This is a genomic window from Pseudomonas sp. S2_H10 (assembly GCF_054668285.1).
In genome coordinates this window covers 279,094-294,330 of sequence record NZ_CP162754.1, presented here as the reverse complement: position 1 = coordinate 294,330, position 15,237 = coordinate 279,094, and the positions used below count along the sequence as shown (strand labels likewise).

At 58.1% G+C, this 15,237-nt stretch carries 17 protein-coding genes and 1 pseudogene; 12 read left to right on the top strand and 6 right to left on the bottom strand.

Annotated elements, in window-relative coordinates; translation table 11 throughout:
* Window positions 1-43: 43 nt before the first annotated feature.
* The gene (gene salA, locus AB4O16_RS01220) at window positions 44-1,345 is read right to left on the bottom strand and encodes a salicylate 1-monooxygenase (protein WP_075944943.1); all 1,302 of its coding nucleotides are present in this window, start codon (window positions 1,343-1,345) and stop codon (window positions 44-46) included.
* Window positions 1,346-1,491: 146 nt separating this feature from the next.
* Here salA and AB4O16_RS01215 point away from each other — a divergent pair, with 146 nt between their 5' ends.
* Window positions 1,492-2,397: a LysR family transcriptional regulator gene (locus tag AB4O16_RS01215; RefSeq protein WP_075944548.1), complete on the top strand. Its 906-nt coding sequence runs from the start codon at window positions 1,492-1,494 to the stop codon at window positions 2,395-2,397.
* Between the two features lie 14 nt (window positions 2,398-2,411).
* Here the strand turns inward: AB4O16_RS01215 and AB4O16_RS01210 are convergent, their stop codons facing one another.
* Window positions 2,412-3,314, bottom strand: a complete 903-nt coding sequence (locus AB4O16_RS01210; protein WP_075944549.1) for a LysR family transcriptional regulator — start codon at window positions 3,312-3,314, stop codon at window positions 2,412-2,414.
* A gap of 138 nt (window positions 3,315-3,452) precedes the next feature.
* On the opposite strand from AB4O16_RS01210, the gene AB4O16_RS01205 reads away from it, so the two are divergent.
* The 6 genes from AB4O16_RS01205 to AB4O16_RS01180 all read left to right on the top strand — a co-directional run bounded on the left by AB4O16_RS01205 (window position 3,453) and on the right by AB4O16_RS01180 (window position 8,155).
* Complete coding sequence (locus AB4O16_RS01205; protein ID WP_075944550.1) at window positions 3,453-4,346, top strand: NAD(P)-dependent oxidoreductase; 894 nt, start codon at window positions 3,453-3,455, stop codon at window positions 4,344-4,346.
* Between the two features lie 5 nt (window positions 4,347-4,351).
* The gene (locus tag AB4O16_RS01200; protein WP_075944551.1) at window positions 4,352-4,666 is read left to right on the top strand and encodes an NIPSNAP family protein; all 315 of its coding nucleotides are present in this window, start codon (window positions 4,352-4,354) and stop codon (window positions 4,664-4,666) included.
* 13 nt (window positions 4,667-4,679) lie between these two features.
* The gene (locus AB4O16_RS01195) at window positions 4,680-5,660 is read left to right on the top strand and encodes a VOC family protein (protein ID WP_075944552.1); all 981 of its coding nucleotides are present in this window, start codon (window positions 4,680-4,682) and stop codon (window positions 5,658-5,660) included.
* Window positions 5,653-6,030: a YciI family protein gene (locus AB4O16_RS01190; protein ID WP_075944553.1), complete on the top strand. Its 378-nt coding sequence runs from the start codon at window positions 5,653-5,655 to the stop codon at window positions 6,028-6,030. Before AB4O16_RS01195 ends, AB4O16_RS01190 begins: the two co-directional genes overlap by 8 nt.
* Window positions 6,031-6,038: 8 nt before the next feature.
* Complete coding sequence (locus AB4O16_RS01185) at window positions 6,039-6,992, top strand: fumarylacetoacetate hydrolase family protein (protein ID WP_075944554.1); 954 nt, start codon at window positions 6,039-6,041, stop codon at window positions 6,990-6,992.
* A gap of 215 nt (window positions 6,993-7,207) precedes the next feature.
* Window positions 7,208-8,155 (top strand): SphA family protein, encoded by a 948-nt coding sequence (locus AB4O16_RS01180; protein WP_075944555.1) that lies wholly within the window; start codon window positions 7,208-7,210, stop codon window positions 8,153-8,155.
* Between the two features lie 41 nt (window positions 8,156-8,196).
* On the opposite strand, the gene AB4O16_RS01175 is transcribed toward AB4O16_RS01180, so the two are convergent.
* Window positions 8,197-8,511 carry a hypothetical protein gene (locus AB4O16_RS01175; protein WP_460158109.1) on the bottom strand — a complete coding sequence of 105 codons (315 nt, stop codon included), beginning with the start codon at window positions 8,509-8,511 and terminating at the stop codon, window positions 8,197-8,199.
* Between AB4O16_RS01175 and AB4O16_RS01170 the strand changes: the two are divergent.
* Window positions 8,413-9,207, top strand: a pseudogene (locus tag AB4O16_RS01170) (cache domain-containing protein); the annotation flags it as partial. The gene AB4O16_RS01175 and the pseudogene AB4O16_RS01170 overlap by 99 nt on opposite strands.
* A 36-nt stretch (window positions 9,208-9,243) precedes the next feature.
* Window positions 9,244-10,065, top strand: coding sequence for a methyl-accepting chemotaxis protein (locus AB4O16_RS01165; protein ID WP_425415223.1), 822 nt, complete (start codon window positions 9,244-9,246; stop codon window positions 10,063-10,065).
* A 112-nt stretch (window positions 10,066-10,177) separates the two neighbouring features.
* On the opposite strand, the gene AB4O16_RS01160 is transcribed toward AB4O16_RS01165, so the two are convergent.
* Window positions 10,178-11,167, bottom strand: a complete 990-nt coding sequence (locus AB4O16_RS01160; protein WP_075944557.1) for an NADPH:quinone reductase — start codon at window positions 11,165-11,167, stop codon at window positions 10,178-10,180.
* A gap of 118 nt (window positions 11,168-11,285) precedes the next feature.
* Between AB4O16_RS01160 and AB4O16_RS01155 the strand changes: the two genes are divergently transcribed.
* Window positions 11,286-11,648: a winged helix-turn-helix transcriptional regulator gene (locus AB4O16_RS01155; RefSeq protein WP_075944558.1), complete on the top strand. Its 363-nt coding sequence runs from the start codon at window positions 11,286-11,288 to the stop codon at window positions 11,646-11,648.
* Window positions 11,649-11,784: 136 nt separating this feature from the next.
* Here the strand turns inward: AB4O16_RS01155 and AB4O16_RS01150 are convergent, their stop codons facing one another.
* Complete coding sequence (locus AB4O16_RS01150) at window positions 11,785-12,261, bottom strand: nuclear transport factor 2 family protein (protein ID WP_075944559.1); 477 nt, start codon at window positions 12,259-12,261, stop codon at window positions 11,785-11,787.
* Window positions 12,262-12,579: 318 nt separating this feature from the next.
* Complete coding sequence (locus tag AB4O16_RS01145; protein WP_075944560.1) at window positions 12,580-13,473, bottom strand: LysR family transcriptional regulator; 894 nt, start codon at window positions 13,471-13,473, stop codon at window positions 12,580-12,582.
* Window positions 13,474-13,617: 144 nt separating this feature from the next.
* On the opposite strand from AB4O16_RS01145, the gene AB4O16_RS01140 reads away from it, so the two are divergent.
* Together AB4O16_RS01140 and wrbA are read left to right on the top strand one after the other, a co-directional pair.
* Window positions 13,618-14,502 (top strand): pirin family protein, encoded by an 885-nt coding sequence (locus AB4O16_RS01140; RefSeq protein WP_460156780.1) that lies wholly within the window; start codon window positions 13,618-13,620, stop codon window positions 14,500-14,502.
* A gap of 72 nt (window positions 14,503-14,574) precedes the next feature.
* Window positions 14,575-15,177: an NAD(P)H:quinone oxidoreductase gene (gene wrbA / locus AB4O16_RS01135; RefSeq protein WP_085702090.1), complete on the top strand. Its 603-nt coding sequence runs from the start codon at window positions 14,575-14,577 to the stop codon at window positions 15,175-15,177.
* The last annotated feature ends 60 nt before the right edge of the window (window positions 15,178-15,237 follow it).

Sequence of the window (15,237 nt, the reverse complement as noted above, 5' to 3'; positions counted from 1 at the left end):
GCCGGGGTGTCGCCTGGGCGCACCCCGGTTTGAGCGCAGACGATCAGGATGCGTCTGACGGCATCCCCCAGCCCAGACGCGCGCGCGCCTCGACCACATCGGTTTCCGGGTCGTGGTTCCACAACCAGTTGAAACGGCTTTCCAGCTTGGCCGCCAGGGCCTGCTCATCAGCGCCGATCTCGGGGTCGCGCATCTCGTACAGCTCGCCTGCCTGCCAGGAGGTGCGTTGTACCTTGCACGCTCGCGGACGGCGCAGTTCGTCGTAGGTGGTGAGCACGGCGGGGAGGTTGTCGGCGGTCAGCCGCGAGTCGCCCAACAGGCGTGCCAAGAAGTAAGCATCTTCCAGGCCCTGGCCGGCACCGGCACCCTGGTGCGGCAGCATGGCGTGGGCGGCGTCGCCGATCAGCACCACGCGGTTGTGCACGTAGCCCGGCAACTCGGCCAGGTCATGCAATGCCCAGTAGGTCGGCTCGGGAATGCACTCGAGTAGCGTGCGGGCAGCCTCACCCCACTCGGCGAAGTCTTCGAGCATCTGCGCCTGGGTGGTCTTGCGCACCCACGGGGCGTCGGCCGGCCATTGCGGGGTGGCGCTGGAGCGGTCGGAAAGGAACGCCACCACGTTGATAATGCGACCCTGTTTCACCGGAAAGGTCAGGATGTGCCCGTCCTTGACCAAGTACATCTGCGGCACGTCCACCAGATGAGTATTGATGCCCTTGGCGCGGTAGGCGGCACGCAGGGTGTCGCTGTCGATCATGCCGCGATAGGCGCAGGTGCCGGTGAAGCGCGGCTCGGCCGGTTCAGCGTTGATACCTTCGAGTACGTGAGCGCGCAGCGCCGATTTGATGCCGTCTGCGGCAATCAGCAGGTCGCAACGGTAGTCGGTACCGTCGGCGAACGTGACACGGGCCTCGTTGCCGTTCTGCTCAACACCCACGGCGCGTTTATTGAACTGCGCGATACCCGCAGGCAGGTGCGTGGTCAGCACATCGAGGAAGTCGGCGCGGTGCACCGTAGACTGGCCCATGCCCGGCATTACGGTGGTCGCCAGGTACTTGGATTCGCCGGTGCCGTGGCGCCATTCGAACCAAACGTCTTCCCAGGGGGCAGGGGTGCGGTCTTCGACTTTGCGGTAGGCGTCGCCGATACCGAGGCCGTTGAGAGCACGCACCGAGTTAGCGCCGAACGCGACACCGGCACCCACTTCACCGAAGGCCGGTGCAGCTTCAAACAGCTGCACCTCGACGTCACTGTTGCGGCAGAGATCAAGGGCCAGGGCGACGCCGGAAATGCCGCCGCCGACGATACCTATACGCAGGGATTGCTTGGAGCTGTTGTTATTCATTGGGATACCCATGACGGAAATTCTTGTTGTGGGAACCATCATGAGTAACGCAGTGACATTGATAAATGCACTGACCCGTATAAGATCTATCACCAGTCTGAATATTACTTTTGCGGACCTGCCCAGCCCCGATTTAGAGCGTAACCATGGAACTGCATGACCTGGATTTGAACCTGCTGGTGGTTTTCAACCAGCTGTTGCTCGACCGTCGCGTCTCGACTGCGGCGGAAAACCTCGGGCTTACGCAGCCGGCGGTAAGCAATGCGCTCAAGCGCCTGCGGGCGGCGCTGGGGGATGACCTGTTTGTGCGTACTTATCACGGCATGCAGCCCACACCGTACGCCGAGCAACTGGCCGAGCCGGTGTTGCAGGCCATGGACACGCTGCGCGATGCCTTGAGTCGGGCCAACACCTTCGACCCCCTAAGCAGCGCGCGGACATTCACCGTGGCGATGACCGATATCGGGGAGATCTACCTGATACCCCGGTTGATGGATGCCCTGGCGCGCCTGGCCCCCGGTTGCAAGATCAGCACCGTTCGCGACAATGCGATGAGCCTCAACGAAGACTTGCAGAATGGTACTGTGGACGTTGCAATCGGCCTGATCCCGCAATTGCGCGCAGGCTTCTTCCAGCGTCGTTTGATGCGCCAGCACTATGTGTGCCTTTGCCGCAAGGATCACCCCGCAACCAGGGAACCGCTGACCCTGGAGCGGTTTTGTGCCTACGGTCACGTGCGGGTCGTTGCGGCCAACACCGGCCACGGCGAAGCGGATACACTGATGATGCGCTTGGGCATCGAGCGTTCGATTCGCCTGGAAGTGCCGCACTTCGCCGCCATCGGCCACATCCTCAAACACACCGATCTGGTGGCCACGGTGCCGGAGCGTTATGCCACGGTGAACCTCGAACACTTCGGCCTGACGGCGCTGCCGCACCCGGTGGACATTCCCGAGTTCACCATCAACATGCTGTGGCATGCGCGGTACCACCGCGACCCGGCCAACCGCTGGTTGCGTCAACTGATGTTCGAGCTGTTTTCCGAGGCCTAACGGTCGACCCGCTCTCAGTCTGCAAGGGACTCGCGCAGGGCGGCCGCCAACATCTCGCGAAACCATTTGTTCTGCGGATCGCGGTGAAAGCGGTCATGCCAGTAGAGCGCGATGTCGAATTCCGGCAGCACCAGGGGCAGGGGTTTGAGTAGCAGGGGAAAGAATCTCGACAGGGTCTTGCCCAGCACGTTGGGCACTACCCACAGCATGTCCGACTCCAGCAACAGGTGCGGGGCCGAGAGATATTGGGGAATGCGCACACCGATGTTGTGGCGCGCGCCGGCTTCGATCAGCGCGCGCTCGAGCAGCACGTGCCCGGTGCCGCCGGTTTCCACCAGCAAGTGTTGCTGCGCCAAGAAGCGCTCTAGGGTCAACTCTGCGTCGGCCAACGGGTGGCCCCGGCGCAGCGCACAGACGTAATGCTGCGAAGACACGATAGTCCGGTGGATGTCCGTCTTCAGAGTCGGCAGGTAACCAATCGCCAGGTCAATGCGACCCGTGGACAGTCCGATCAAGGTCTCTTCGACACTGCTGGCGACGGTATTGATGCGGCTCATAGGCGCCTGGGTTTGCAGCATCTTCAGAATCGTCGGCAGGCACACGGCCTCGCCGATGTCTCGTGTGCGCACGGTGAATACTTTGCGGCAGTGCTGCGGGGAAAACTCAAGGGCGCGGCTCTGTGCCTCGCGCACCAGGTCCAGGGCTTCGAGAAGCGTCGGTGCGATTTGCACGGCGAACGGCGTGGGTTCCATGCGCCGGCCTACTACAGTGAACAGACGGTCGCCGTACTCCTGGCGCAAGCGTTTTAGCGAACTGCTGACCGCACCCTGGGTGACCCCCAGATTATCGGCTGCGATGGACACAGAGTGGTCACGCCACAGTGCCTCGAACGCAAACAGCAGGTTCAAATCCTTCATCGCAGCGCCTCGTATCACTCTCATTACTAGTTATAAATAACTCAGGCTATTTGTTCTCGATCAAAGCCGCGCCTAAGTTAGCAGCCAATGACGCGTTGCGGTGTACAACCGCAACAATAACAACAAGAGAAGCCTAAAATGAGCGCTATCACTATCGGAATGGTGGGTATCGGCCAACTCGGCCTGCCCATCGCAAGTAACCTGCTCGCTGCCGGATATCGAGTGGTTGGTTACCGTCGCCGTGACCGTGAACCCTTTGTGCAATTGGGTGGTATTGCCCTCAACAGTCCTGCCGAAGTCGCCGCCGAGTCGGACTTCATCCTCACCTGCTTGCCGAGCGAAGCGTCCCAGATCGAAATCATGGAGGGGCCTGACGGACTGCTCGGTGCCTTGCGCCCGGATCACACTCTGATCGAGATGGGCACCTATGAGCGCGACTTCAAAGTGCAGATGGCCGAGCGCATTCAAGGCAAGGGCGCCCGCGTGCTGGAAGCGGAAGTCAGCGGTTCTCCACCCCTGGTGCTCGCCCGCAAGGCGTCGCTGTTCCTGGGAGGTGACGAGCAACTGATCGAGCACTGCCAACCGGTGCTCAGTGCCATCGCGGACATCCAGTTCAGGATCGGCGAGTTCGGCAGTGCCGTGGCAATGAAGCTGATCGCCAACTACCTGCTGACCATCCACACGCTCGCCGCCGCTGAGGCCATGAACCTGGGCGTACGCGCCGGCTTCAGCGCCGAAAAAGTGGTCGAAGTGATCCGCCAGAGCGCGGGCAGTTCGACCATGTTCATGGTGCGTGCCCCAATGATGGCCAGCCGCACCTTCCAGCCAGCGCCAGGCCCGATCGTGACGCTGGAAAAATACCTGCACATGGCCGGTGACCTGTCCGCGGACCTGGGCTGTGCATCGCCGCTGTTCAGTGCAGCCCAATCCTACTTCAACCGTGCGCTGGACTTGGGCATGGGTGAAGAAGATATCTCCGCCGTGATCAAGCTGATCGAAGCCGATTCCCGTGTACGTCCCCAACAAGAGTGAACGACATGCTTATTGAACAACGCACCTACCAACTCAAGCCTGGCACCCTGAATGAATTCCTTCGTGTGTACCAGGCCGAAGGCCTGAAAATCCAGAGTGAAGCGCTGGGTAACCTCATTGCCTACCTCAAGCCTGAAACCGGTGACGTAAACAGGGTCATCCACATCTGGGGCTTTTCCAGCTATGAGGACCGCGCTCAACGGCGCGCCGCTCTGTCGGGCAATCCGAAATGGCACGAATTCCTCGGCAAGGCAGGGCACATGGTGACGGCGCAGCAGGTCGAGTTGCTGACCGGCGCACCGTTTTCCCCGATTCAGTAAAGGAGATACCGTCATGATCCGTTTTCTTCATCACGTAGGTTTGTCTGTTCCGGATCTGGAAGTAGGGCGTGCGTTCTATGAGGCCTTCGGCCTGGAAGCGCGCGTATCGGGCGAGCATCTGGTGCTGCGATGCAAAGGTCGCGGCCAGGATCAGATTCGCTTGATGCCCGGCAGCCCTAAGCATTTGAGTTACGTCGCCTATGGCACCGATGCCGCCGGCATGAAACAGGTGCGCAAAAACCTTAAGAGCCATAACGTTACCCTTGAAGATGCGCCGTTCAATATCGATTCAAAGGGCATCTGGTTCCGTGATCCGAGCAACGACTGGGTCCACATCTGTGAAGGCGTAGAAGCTCCTGCGGCGCCACGGCCTACCCCGGAAGTGAACACCCATGGCCGTTATCGCCGGATCGGTCAGCGTGCCTGCGACCTGACCTCGTCGTCGCGCATCGCTACACCGCTGCGCCTGGGCCACCTAATCAAGTTCAGTCCGGACGTGGACAAGTCCATCGCGTTCTATACCCAGGTGCTTGGCATGAAGGTGTCCGATCGCGCCGGCGATATCCTCGGTTTCCTGCGTTTCGGTTGTGGTGGCGATCACCACGCGCTGGGCCTGGCCAAGAGTTCCCACAGCGGCCTGCACCACCTGAGTTTCGAAGTGATGGACATCGACGAAATCGAGATGGGTGCCCAGAGCCTGATGGCCAAGGGTTACATCAGCGCTTTCGGCCTGGGTCGCCATGTTGGCGGCTCCAACTACTTCCACTACATCCGCGATCCGTGGAATAGCCTGGTGGAGTACTTCTGGGATATCGACGTGATCCCCGAAGATGACAGCGACTGGGTCGTGTTGAATGCTGCGGGCCCGCATGAGCTGGCCGCTGTGTGGGCTGTCGGTCCACCCAAGGAAGACTTCGCCCACAACTACGAAGTGCCTGATGGTGCTGAGCAAGGCCCGTCCATGGCTCTGAATGAGGCGCTCGCCCATGGCTGACACGACTCCGGAGCAAGCGTTGCTTGCCGGCATGCTGAACAAACCCCTGTTCGTGGCTTTTCGTACGCCCAAGGACTTGACACGCATGTCGGAGTTGTTGGGGGCCCACCTGCAGTGGGCCATCGCCGCGCAGAATCGTGGCGAGCTGTTTGCTTCCGGGCCGTTTGTCTCCGAGCAGTACGCGCCGGGGCAACTGGGCGGCATGACCATTCTGCGGGCTGCGGACCAGGCTGAGGCTGAACGGCTGGTCCAGGCCGACCCGTTCATTGCCAACGGTGTGTTCGGTGCGGAGGTACGCAAGTGGATGCTCATGGAAGGCGGCATCACCGTACACATGACCTTCTCGGATAAACGCGGTTCGCTTCTTTAAGGTGACTTATGAAATATCAACTTTTCGCCTATCAGTCCGACGCTGTCGTTCCTGCGACAGGGCTGTTGGTCGGTGAGCGGGCCTACGACTTGGGCCGGGCGGCAAAGTCGGCTTCGGTTGATCTGCAGGTGATCGCGATCGATGGTTTGCTGGAGGACTGGGCAGGCGCCAACGAGCAGCTTCAGATTCTTGCTGACAGCATTGCGGCCAACCCGAGTAATTTTGATGCTCATCTACTCGACTTGCAGGCACTGGAACTAGCGTCACCCTTGCAGCGGCCGGGCACTATCTACGCGGCCGGTGCCAACTACCGCGATCACGTGGCAGCCATGGCCTTGGCCTTCAATATGAACCTGTCCCTCGATCCGCGCGCCGATGGCATTGCACCTTGGCATTTCATCAAGGCCGGCCGTGGCAGTCTGGCGGCGCACAAACAGATCGTCGAGATGCCTGAGGGCACCAAGAAACTCGACTGGGAAGCCGAACTGGCGGTGGTGATTGGACGCCGCGCGTATCGTGTCAGTGCTGACAAAGCGCTCGATTATGTCGCCGGCTACACCTGCGCCAATGACCTTTCGGCTAGGGACAGCCTGGTGCGTGACGCGGTCGATGCCAGTTCGCCGTTCCGCTTTGACTGGATCGGTCACAAGGTTTTCAATGGCGCGTGTCCGCTGGGGCCTTACCTAACACCGGCACAGTTCGTCGCAGACCCGGAAAACCTCGACATCAAATTGTGGCGTAACGGCACGATCGAGCAGGACTCCAACACCTCCAACCACCTGTATGGCATTGCTGATCAGATCGAATACCTGAGCCAACGCGTCGAACTGTTTCCAGGTGATGTCATCCTGACCGGCACGCCGGCCGGTGTGGGCATGGAGAAGGGCGTGTTCCTAGCCCGGGGCGACGTGCTGAAAGTCTGGATCGATGGTCTGGGAGAGTTGGAAACGATTATCGCCTGATATCAGTGCGAACTGCCGATCGCTATTGATCGGCAGGTTTTATGCCACAAGGTTGCACACTTTTTAAATAGCGAGACTATTTATTAAGTCGATGCCAACATGTCTGTAGCTCCAAATATCAGTAGTTCCCAAATCAGGGAAGGGTTTGGTGCTGCCTGCAAATGGCAAGTAAGCAAGAAACGACCGCTATAAAAAATACAACAAGGTATATAAAAATGAAGCCTGTAGTCCGATTCTCCAACACTGAGTCCAAGTACTTTGCCGCCTTGCTGTTGGCCGGCGTAGTACTTCCTTCTAGCGCCCAAGCGACGGAAGGCGGTGGAAGTGTTTATCCGGTTGGCGTCAATACCGTAGCCTCCGGAAGGTTGCCACCGCCGGGCCTGACGTCGTTCTGGTATCTTAGTGATTATGTTGCCAACTCGACCAAAGACAGCGATGGTCACGACAAAGCCGGCATCCATAATTTCGATCTGAACGTGCAGGCCATTTCTCTGCGTCTGGACTATGTCTATACGGATTTCACTTTGTTGGGCGCCAAGGTTGAGACCCGCATGGCATTGCCGCTGGTCAAGGGCGAAATCAGTTTCGACGTGGACACTCCGCGCGGCCGGGTGCACAAGACCGAGCATCAGGACGGCATGGGCGATCTGACGCTGGTTCCGCTAATCCTGAGTTGGAGTACTCCACGGTTCCACCAACTGCTAGGTCTGGATATCGTCGCGCCGATCGGTTCCTACGACGAAGATCGGCTCTTCAACCCGGGTCGAAATACCTGGTCTTACGGGCCGTGGTATTCGTTTACCGCTTATCCAATAGACAACTTGGAAATAAGTTCCAAGATGGTCTATTTCGTTAACACCAAGAACGATGCAACCAACTATAAATCCGGTGACGAATTTAACGCCGACTACAACATTGGTTATAACGTCACCAAGGAATGGCAAGTAGGTGTCAACGGCTACATCTACAAGCAAATCACCGATGATGAACAAAATGGTGAAACCTATCTGGACGGAAACAAGGGGCAAGTATTTGCCATTGGTCCGGCCGTTAAATATCAAACGCCGCAATGGGGTTTCGCCATGAAGTGGCAGCATGAAATGAAAGTGGAAAACCGGTCCGAAGGTGATCGTTTCTGGGTGCAGGCGGTCTTTCGCTTCTGAAGCTGCGCTGTTTCACAGTTGAGTTGGGCTCGGGAAAGGAATCACGGGCTCGGCAATCTCGACATCTTCGACCAAAGCCACGAAATGAATCTTTCACTGCGAAGCAAATGCCTGCTGATCTGCATTGTGCCTGTCGTCGTTTTGGCGAGCTTGCTCGCCAGCCTGTCCATTATTTTTTTGCAGCGGACCACTGACGCGCGGGTCCGTCGCCACAAAACGGTGTCGAAAAAATGATCCACTCCATCCGTAGCAAACTCGTGTTGTTGTGTATCGTCCCTGTCGTACTCCTTGCCAGCATCATCACCGCGGTATCCATCGTACTGTTGCAGCAGGTTACGGATGAACAGGTGCTTCATACCCGTGAAGTCCTGATCAACGAGCGCAAAGTTGCACTCGAGCAAGCCATGCAGGTCGCGCAAAGTGCCATTGCGCCGATCTACGCGGCTTCGGCGCAGGGTGACCTGGCAGCACGGGACAAGGCCGTGGCGATACTTAAGCAGCTGCACTACGGTATCGATGGCATTTTTTTCGGTTATGACAGCCAGAGCACCCGCGTGTTCTGGGCAGACAAGGACCTGAAAATCGGTGAGAGCTTCAGGAATCTGCGTGACGCCGACGGTGTCTACGCCATCAACGAACTGATCCGGAAAGCCAAGGAAGGTAGCCACTACCAGAATTACAAAATCCCGATGCCTGACAGCGGTCGCATAGTCACGAAAATCGGATACGCCGTGTACCTGGAAAAGTGGGACCTGATCATTGGCTCCGGCCTGAGCCTGGATGACGTCGAACCCAAACTTGCCGACACAACTGTGCGGATCAAAACCCTCAGCGAGCAATTCATCACCGTCATGCTCGGCCTTACCGTGGTGTTGGCCGTCAGCCTGGCGTTCTTTGCGTTGTGGATGGTTCGACGCTTGCTGTCACCGCTTAAATTGCTCAGGACCCAAATGGAACAGGTGGCTGCCGGCGATGGCGACCTGACCCGTCGACTGCAGGTCCTTCGCAACGACGAGGCGGGGCAACTGGCGGGCTCTTTCAACCGTTTTGTGGACAAAGTCCATGGCCTGATCCGGCAAATCACCCACATGTCACGGGAACTCAATGTGTTGATCACCGATGTCGCCGAACAAGCCAGCCGATCGGAAAAAGCCATGAACATGCAACGCCAGGAAACCGAACAAGTGGCCGCAGCGATCAACCAAATGTCCGCCACCGCATTGCAAGTGGCGCGTAGCGCGCAAGAAGCCGCCGAAGCGGCGAGTCAGGCGGAAGGCGAAGGCGCTTCGGCCAGCCGTGTGGTGGATGCCAGCGTGGACAATATCTACACCCTGGTTGGCAATCTGAAAATCAGTGGCGAATCCCTGGACCACCTGCAACACGATGTTGGATCGATCGTCGGCGTACTCGGGGTCATTCGCTCCATTGCCGAACAGACCAACTTGCTGGCGCTCAATGCCGCCATCGAAGCCGCCCGCGCCGGTGAGGCGGGGCGCGGGTTCGCGGTAGTAGCCGATGAAGTGCGCGCCCTGGCCGGTCGCACGCAAACCAGCACCCAGGAAATTCAGGCCATGATCGATCGGCTCAAGCGAGGCACGATCGACACCGTCAACGCCATGAAGCAATCCAGTGACGCCGGCAGCCGCACCAGCGAGCAGGCTGCGCATGCCACCGCGTCGTTGCGCGTCATCGCGACCCAGATCGAAACCATCAACACCATGAACACGCAGATCGCCAGCGCGGCCGATGAGCAGACCATGGTCTCCGAAGACATCAATCGCAGCATCCAGCAGATCGCACAGGCAGTCGAAACGGTCGCTCAGGAAACGCAACACGGCGCTCAGACTGCGCGGGACCTGGCGAGTTTAAGTGAGAGCCTGAACCTGGCGGTCAAACAGTTCCGGGTATGATCCCGGTAGTGATCGTACTGGGCATGCACTCAGGAACGTAACGAGCTGCGCCCTCTCGGCAAGTGCCATTCGATGGTACTTGCCGAGAGGGCGCAGCTCGAGGGGCGATGGTTTACGGCTGAACGTCTATCAACACTTTGCCCTTGACTGCACGGGTCTCCAACGCCCCATGCGCCTGCGCGATTTGCTCCAGCGGTACCGTCAAACCGATCGTAGGTTTGTACGCGCCTTGGGCAATACACGATGTCACATCTCCAATTGCACGACGCTTGGCTTCATCGGGAATGTTATAGACCAGTACAAAGCGCAACACGGAGCAGTTGCCCATGGATTTCATGACGGGAATGGATAATTCTGCATCTGGTGTAGTTACCGCGTAAACACTAATGGTGCCGCCCCTGGCCAGACAGTCCATGTCGATTTTCAGGTTGGCGATTGGGTCAACCTCGATGATACGGTCGACGCCTTTGCCATGGGTCGCTGCTTTGATTGCCACACTGACATCCTCCTCGCGCATGTTGATGATCAGGTCTGCTCCCGAGGCTTTTGCCGTTTCTACATCTCTGGCATGGCGAATTGTGGTTGCTACCCACGCGCCAGTCCACTTCGCCAACTGAATCGCCGCTTCGCCCACTACGCCTGCGCCACCCTGAACCAATACTCTTTTGCCAGTGAGTTCGCCATCGGCGAACAGGCAATAGTGAGCAGTGAGCGCAGCAATGCCGAGGCTCGCGCCGGTTTCGAAAGAGACGTCATCGGCCAGACGAACGACGTTGCCTGCGGGCAGCACCACGAACTCGGCGGCGGTACCGAATGCGCGGCCCGATTGAGCTTCGAACATCCATACCCGTTCGCCGATTCTGGATTCGCAAATTCCTTGTCCCACCGAGTCGATGACACCAGCGCCATCCTGATGAGGAATGATGCGTTTGAAAGGCATGGCACCTTTGAAGCCGCTCCGGCCCTTGATGTCGCTAGGGTTCACGCCGGACATGGCCACTTTGACCCTGACTTCTCCAGGGCCGGGAGCCGGCGTCGGAACATCACCGACTTTCAGTACTTCGACCGCAGTTCCCAGTTGATCGTAATATGCAGCTTTCATACAAAGTGTCCTTGAGTAGTAATAATGCGAACACCTTATTGGTCACTGACTCAGGTTATTTCACAAGTAGGCACATCACTGATATATAGGGAAAAAATGTATACCAACGGGACCGTAAATGACTGAGAGAACAGCCTATCGTTGTGGCGTAAAAGTGATGCTCGAGGTAACAGGAGGGAAGTGGAAGCCGCTGGTGTTGTACCACTTGCTCAGCGGTACGAAGCGCTTTGGCGAGTTGAAAGGCCTCATTGGCGAGGGGATTACGCAACGCTCGCTGACTCTGCAACTTCGCGAACTGGAAGCCCACGGGGTTCTCGCGCGAAAGGTGTACGCCCAGGTGCCTCCCCGGGTGGAATACACACTGACTGATCTGGGGCTTACGCTGGGGCCGGTCATGCTGGCGATGAAGGAGTGGGGTGTTGCGTTTCAGGCGCATGTGGGCATTTTTCCGCCTGATACGGTGTTGAGTTTTGACGACTGAAAGCACAAAGCAGTGTCGCGGACTGGTCCACGCAATCCTCAAGGCAGCCAAAGAAAGGCCCGCGTAAAGCGGGCCTCCTGCAGGTAATCGCCAGTGATCGAAACACGCAGGCTGGCGTAGATTGATGAATTGACTATTACAGGCCCAACTCGCTAAGGCCGGGATGATCGTCAGGGCGGCGTCCCAGCGGCCAGCGGAACTTGCGCTCCGATTCCTTGATGGGCATGTCGTTGATACAGGCAAAACGGTGCGCCATCAGACCGTTTTCAGCGAACTCCCAATTCTCGTTACCGTAGGAGCGGAACCAGTTTCCTGAGTCATCATGCCATTCATACGCATAGCGAACGGCGATACGATTATCCGTGAAAGCCCACAGTTCCTTGATCAGTCGGTAGTCCAACTCTTTGTTCCATTTACGCGTCAGGAATGCTGCTGCTTCGGCCCGGTTGGTTGCGAAGTCGACACGATTTCGCCACTTCGTGTCGGGTGTATAAGCCAGCGATACTTTCTGCGCATCACGGGTGTTCCAGCCATCTTCGGCAAGACGGACCTTGAGCAGAGCGGTTTCACGAGTAAAGGGAGGGAGAGGGGGGCGGGTTTCAGAATCAGCCATGCTTAAAACTCCAGTGGGTGAATAACGGAGAGCATTTTCATTAACTTCAAGCGAGTGTAGGCGAGGATATACTCGCATACATTATTTTTTAAGTTGCCGAATTTTGATGTTCGCGCTGATGGCAATACTGGTGCAGGGTTATTTAATGTATTTTCAATAGTTATAGATATGTATGGCTGTCGTTAATAGATATCGATAATTCGAGTTGTTGATTGCTCTTTTCCAGAGTGCAACTCATCCGCCGTGTCGAGTTGTAGCAAACGCTATCGCATTGTTGCGATCAGTGACCTGGTGTCAAGGGTGAGTGGACGTACCTTGCTAATACAGCGCCCCTTGCAAATGCCCGATCGCCTCTTCAACAAACTTGCTGACTGCCAAGGGGATTTGATTGCGGCTGGGGAAGACGATGAATAAATCATTGGTTTGCTGGCCGTAGTCACACAGCACCTCCGCCAGACTGCCACTGCCCAGGCTTGCACGCAGAATGGGGTCCGGCAAAAAGCAGATGCCCAATCCGGCTACGGCTGCTTTCAATTGCGCCTGGGCGCTGCTCGCGCTGAATCGGCCGGTCACGCTCAACTGTGTGGCGCCGTGGGGGCCGACAAGGTGCCAGGTGGCTTGACCCGACGGGTGCGCCGGAAAAATGCAGTTGTGTTCGCTTAACGACTGAATATCCTTTGGCACACCATAAGCTTCGAGGTATCGCGGGCTGGCTGCGAGTATTCGGCGACCGGTGTTTATTTTGCGCGCGACCAGGCTCGAATCGGACATGACGCCGGACCGGAACGCGATGTCGATACCTTCGGCAATCAGATCCACCCGCTGGTCACTCAAGACAAAATCCAGGCTGACCTTGGGGTAACGGGCCAGGAAATCCGCGACGAAATCCATCTGGAATACTTCAAAAAAATCAGCCGGCGCCGCGATCCGCAGCCTGCCGACCGGTTCCCGAACCCCACCGATGAGTTGACGGCTGAGCTCGAACAACTCGTTTATCTGGCTGGCGCTTTGCCTATAGAGCGATTTTCCAGCGTCGGTCAGTACCAGCTTGCGGGTGGACCGATGCAGCAGTCGCACGCCCATGGATTCTTCCAGCTGCTTCATGCGCCGGCTCAGCGTGTTGGCGGATGCGCCGGTGCGACGGGCCGCATCGGCAAAGCTACCGGCGTCGACGATCTGAATGAAAATGGCGACGTCGTTCAAGTCGAACATTCGATTAGGCCAGATATGGATGAGTGAAACTCTACTCTAGCCGCTAATCAAACGAATACCGACTGTCTATGATGAATTCACGTTACAGGTCACCGCAGATTGACTCCGGCGCTTGTGGGTACTCACATCATCAGAGGACATCGCATGAACCTCACCGCCCTTCGCAACACTGGCCATACTCGTCAAATCAGCCACCGCAACTCCGGAAGTAGCCACGGCCCCATCGTCCGGCTGATGAGCCCCTCGGATTTCGGTCAGTTGCTCAAGCCGTTCGTGTTCCTGGACCTGTTCGATGCGCCCAGTTCATTTCTGGGGCAGATGCCCGTGCATCCGCATTCGGGCATCGCGACAGTCACCGTGATCACTGAAGGCAACATGCACTTCGATGATCCGGACGCCGGCAGCGGAACCATTGGTTACGGAGGCGTTGAATGGCTGCGAGCGGGGGCAGGGGTCTGGCATGGCAAGGAACTGTCCAGTGGCACATCCGCGCGAGTACAGGGTTTTCAGCTGTGGCTTGCCCTACCTGCTGAGCTGGAGAGCGCTCCGGTCGACAGTCAGTATCTGGAGGCGAGTGCAACGCCCCAGGTCGGTCCTGCTCGAGTCATCGTCGGACGCTACGAAGGCGTGCAAAGCCCCATCCGAGCGCCTGCAGGCGTGAACTATTTGCTGGTGACAATACCTGCCGGCGAGTCTTGGACCTACACACCGCCCAAAGGACACCGCACGTTGTGGCTATGCGTCAGCCGAGGTGCTGTTCACACGCCAGATAAGATCGAATCCGGGGAAATGGTGGTCTTCCAGCCAGGTCATCAGGCGTTAACGCTGGAAGCCGGGAACAGGGGCGCCGTATTCGTCCTGGGGTCGGCCTTTCCTCACCCGTACGATCTCAAGCTTGGCTACTACTCGGTGCATACCAACGACGAAGCCTTACGCGCCGGTGAGGCGAAAATCGCCGAGATTGCCAATCGGATGCGTCAGCAAAAAACGGCTCGCCAGGCTTCGGCCTCCATTCCCGTTTTCAAGTAGCGTTTTGCGCAGTAGATCCATCACCCATAACGGGCAATGTTGCTCGTCCATAGCGATTCAGGAGAAAGCACGATGGCAAAGGTACTGGTTCTTTATTATTCGATGTACGGCCATATCGAGGCCATGGCTCACGCTGTCGCCGAAGGCGCCCGCAAGGTGGCCGGGGTGGAAGTGACCGTCAAGCGCGTCCCGGAAACCATGGACCCGCAAGCGTTCAAGGCCGCTCACGGCAAGACCGAGCAACAGGCGGCCGTTGCCTCGCCGAGCGAGTTGGGCGATTACGACGCGATCATCTTCGGCACGCCCACACGCTTCGGCAACATGGCCGGGCAGATGCGTACGTTCCTGGATCAGACCGGCGGCCTTTGGGCCAAAGGCGCGCTGGTGGGCAAGGTGACCAGCGTGTTCACCTCCACTGGCACCGGTGGCGGTCAGGAGACTACCATTACCTCCACCTGGAACACCCTGGCGCACCACGGCATGGTGATCGTGCCCATCGGCTACGGCGACCCGGCGCTGTTCGATATTTCCCAGACGCGCGGCGGCTCACCGTACGGCGCGGCCACCATCGCCGGCGGTGACGGCTCGCGCCAGCCGGATGCCAAGGAACTGGGCATCGCACGGTACCAAGGTGAGTACGTGACGAAGATTGCCGCGAAACTCGCCGCGTCCTGAATGTAGTGAAACTCACACCGGCCTGAACGCCTTTCTGTAGGAGCGTGCTCGCTCCTACAG

Bases quoted from the DNA above. Each gene is read 5' to 3' on its own strand.
- salA (WP_075944943.1), bottom strand. From the start codon at position 1,345: ATGAATAACAACAGCTCCAAGCAATCCCTGCGTATAGGTATCGTCGGC.
- AB4O16_RS01215 (WP_075944548.1), top strand. From the start codon at position 1,492: ATGGAACTGCATGACCTGGATTTGAACCTGCTGGTGGTTTTCAACCAG.
- AB4O16_RS01210 (WP_075944549.1), bottom strand. From the start codon at position 3,314: ATGAAGGATTTGAACCTGCTGTTTGCGTTCGAGGCACTGTGGCGTGAC.
- AB4O16_RS01205 (WP_075944550.1), top strand. From the start codon at position 3,453: ATGAGCGCTATCACTATCGGAATGGTGGGTATCGGCCAACTCGGCCTG.
- AB4O16_RS01200 (WP_075944551.1), top strand. From the start codon at position 4,352: ATGCTTATTGAACAACGCACCTACCAACTCAAGCCTGGCACCCTGAAT.
- AB4O16_RS01195 (WP_075944552.1), top strand. From the start codon at position 4,680: ATGATCCGTTTTCTTCATCACGTAGGTTTGTCTGTTCCGGATCTGGAA.
- AB4O16_RS01190 (WP_075944553.1), top strand. From the start codon at position 5,653: ATGGCTGACACGACTCCGGAGCAAGCGTTGCTTGCCGGCATGCTGAAC.
- AB4O16_RS01185 (WP_075944554.1), top strand. From the start codon at position 6,039: ATGAAATATCAACTTTTCGCCTATCAGTCCGACGCTGTCGTTCCTGCG.
- AB4O16_RS01180 (WP_075944555.1), top strand. From the start codon at position 7,208: ATGAAGCCTGTAGTCCGATTCTCCAACACTGAGTCCAAGTACTTTGCC.
- AB4O16_RS01175 (WP_460158109.1), bottom strand. From the start codon at position 8,511: ATGAAGCACCTGTTCATCCGTAACCTGCTGCAACAGTACGATGGATAC.
- AB4O16_RS01165 (WP_425415223.1), top strand. From the start codon at position 9,244: ATGTCACGGGAACTCAATGTGTTGATCACCGATGTCGCCGAACAAGCC.
- AB4O16_RS01160 (WP_075944557.1), bottom strand. From the start codon at position 11,167: ATGAAAGCTGCATATTACGATCAACTGGGAACTGCGGTCGAAGTACTG.
- AB4O16_RS01155 (WP_075944558.1), top strand. From the start codon at position 11,286: ATGACTGAGAGAACAGCCTATCGTTGTGGCGTAAAAGTGATGCTCGAG.
- AB4O16_RS01150 (WP_075944559.1), bottom strand. From the start codon at position 12,261: ATGGCTGATTCTGAAACCCGCCCCCCTCTCCCTCCCTTTACTCGTGAA.
- AB4O16_RS01145 (WP_075944560.1), bottom strand. From the start codon at position 13,473: ATGTTCGACTTGAACGACGTCGCCATTTTCATTCAGATCGTCGACGCC.
- AB4O16_RS01140 (WP_460156780.1), top strand. From the start codon at position 13,618: ATGAACCTCACCGCCCTTCGCAACACTGGCCATACTCGTCAAATCAGC.
- wrbA (WP_085702090.1), top strand. From the start codon at position 14,575: ATGGCAAAGGTACTGGTTCTTTATTATTCGATGTACGGCCATATCGAG.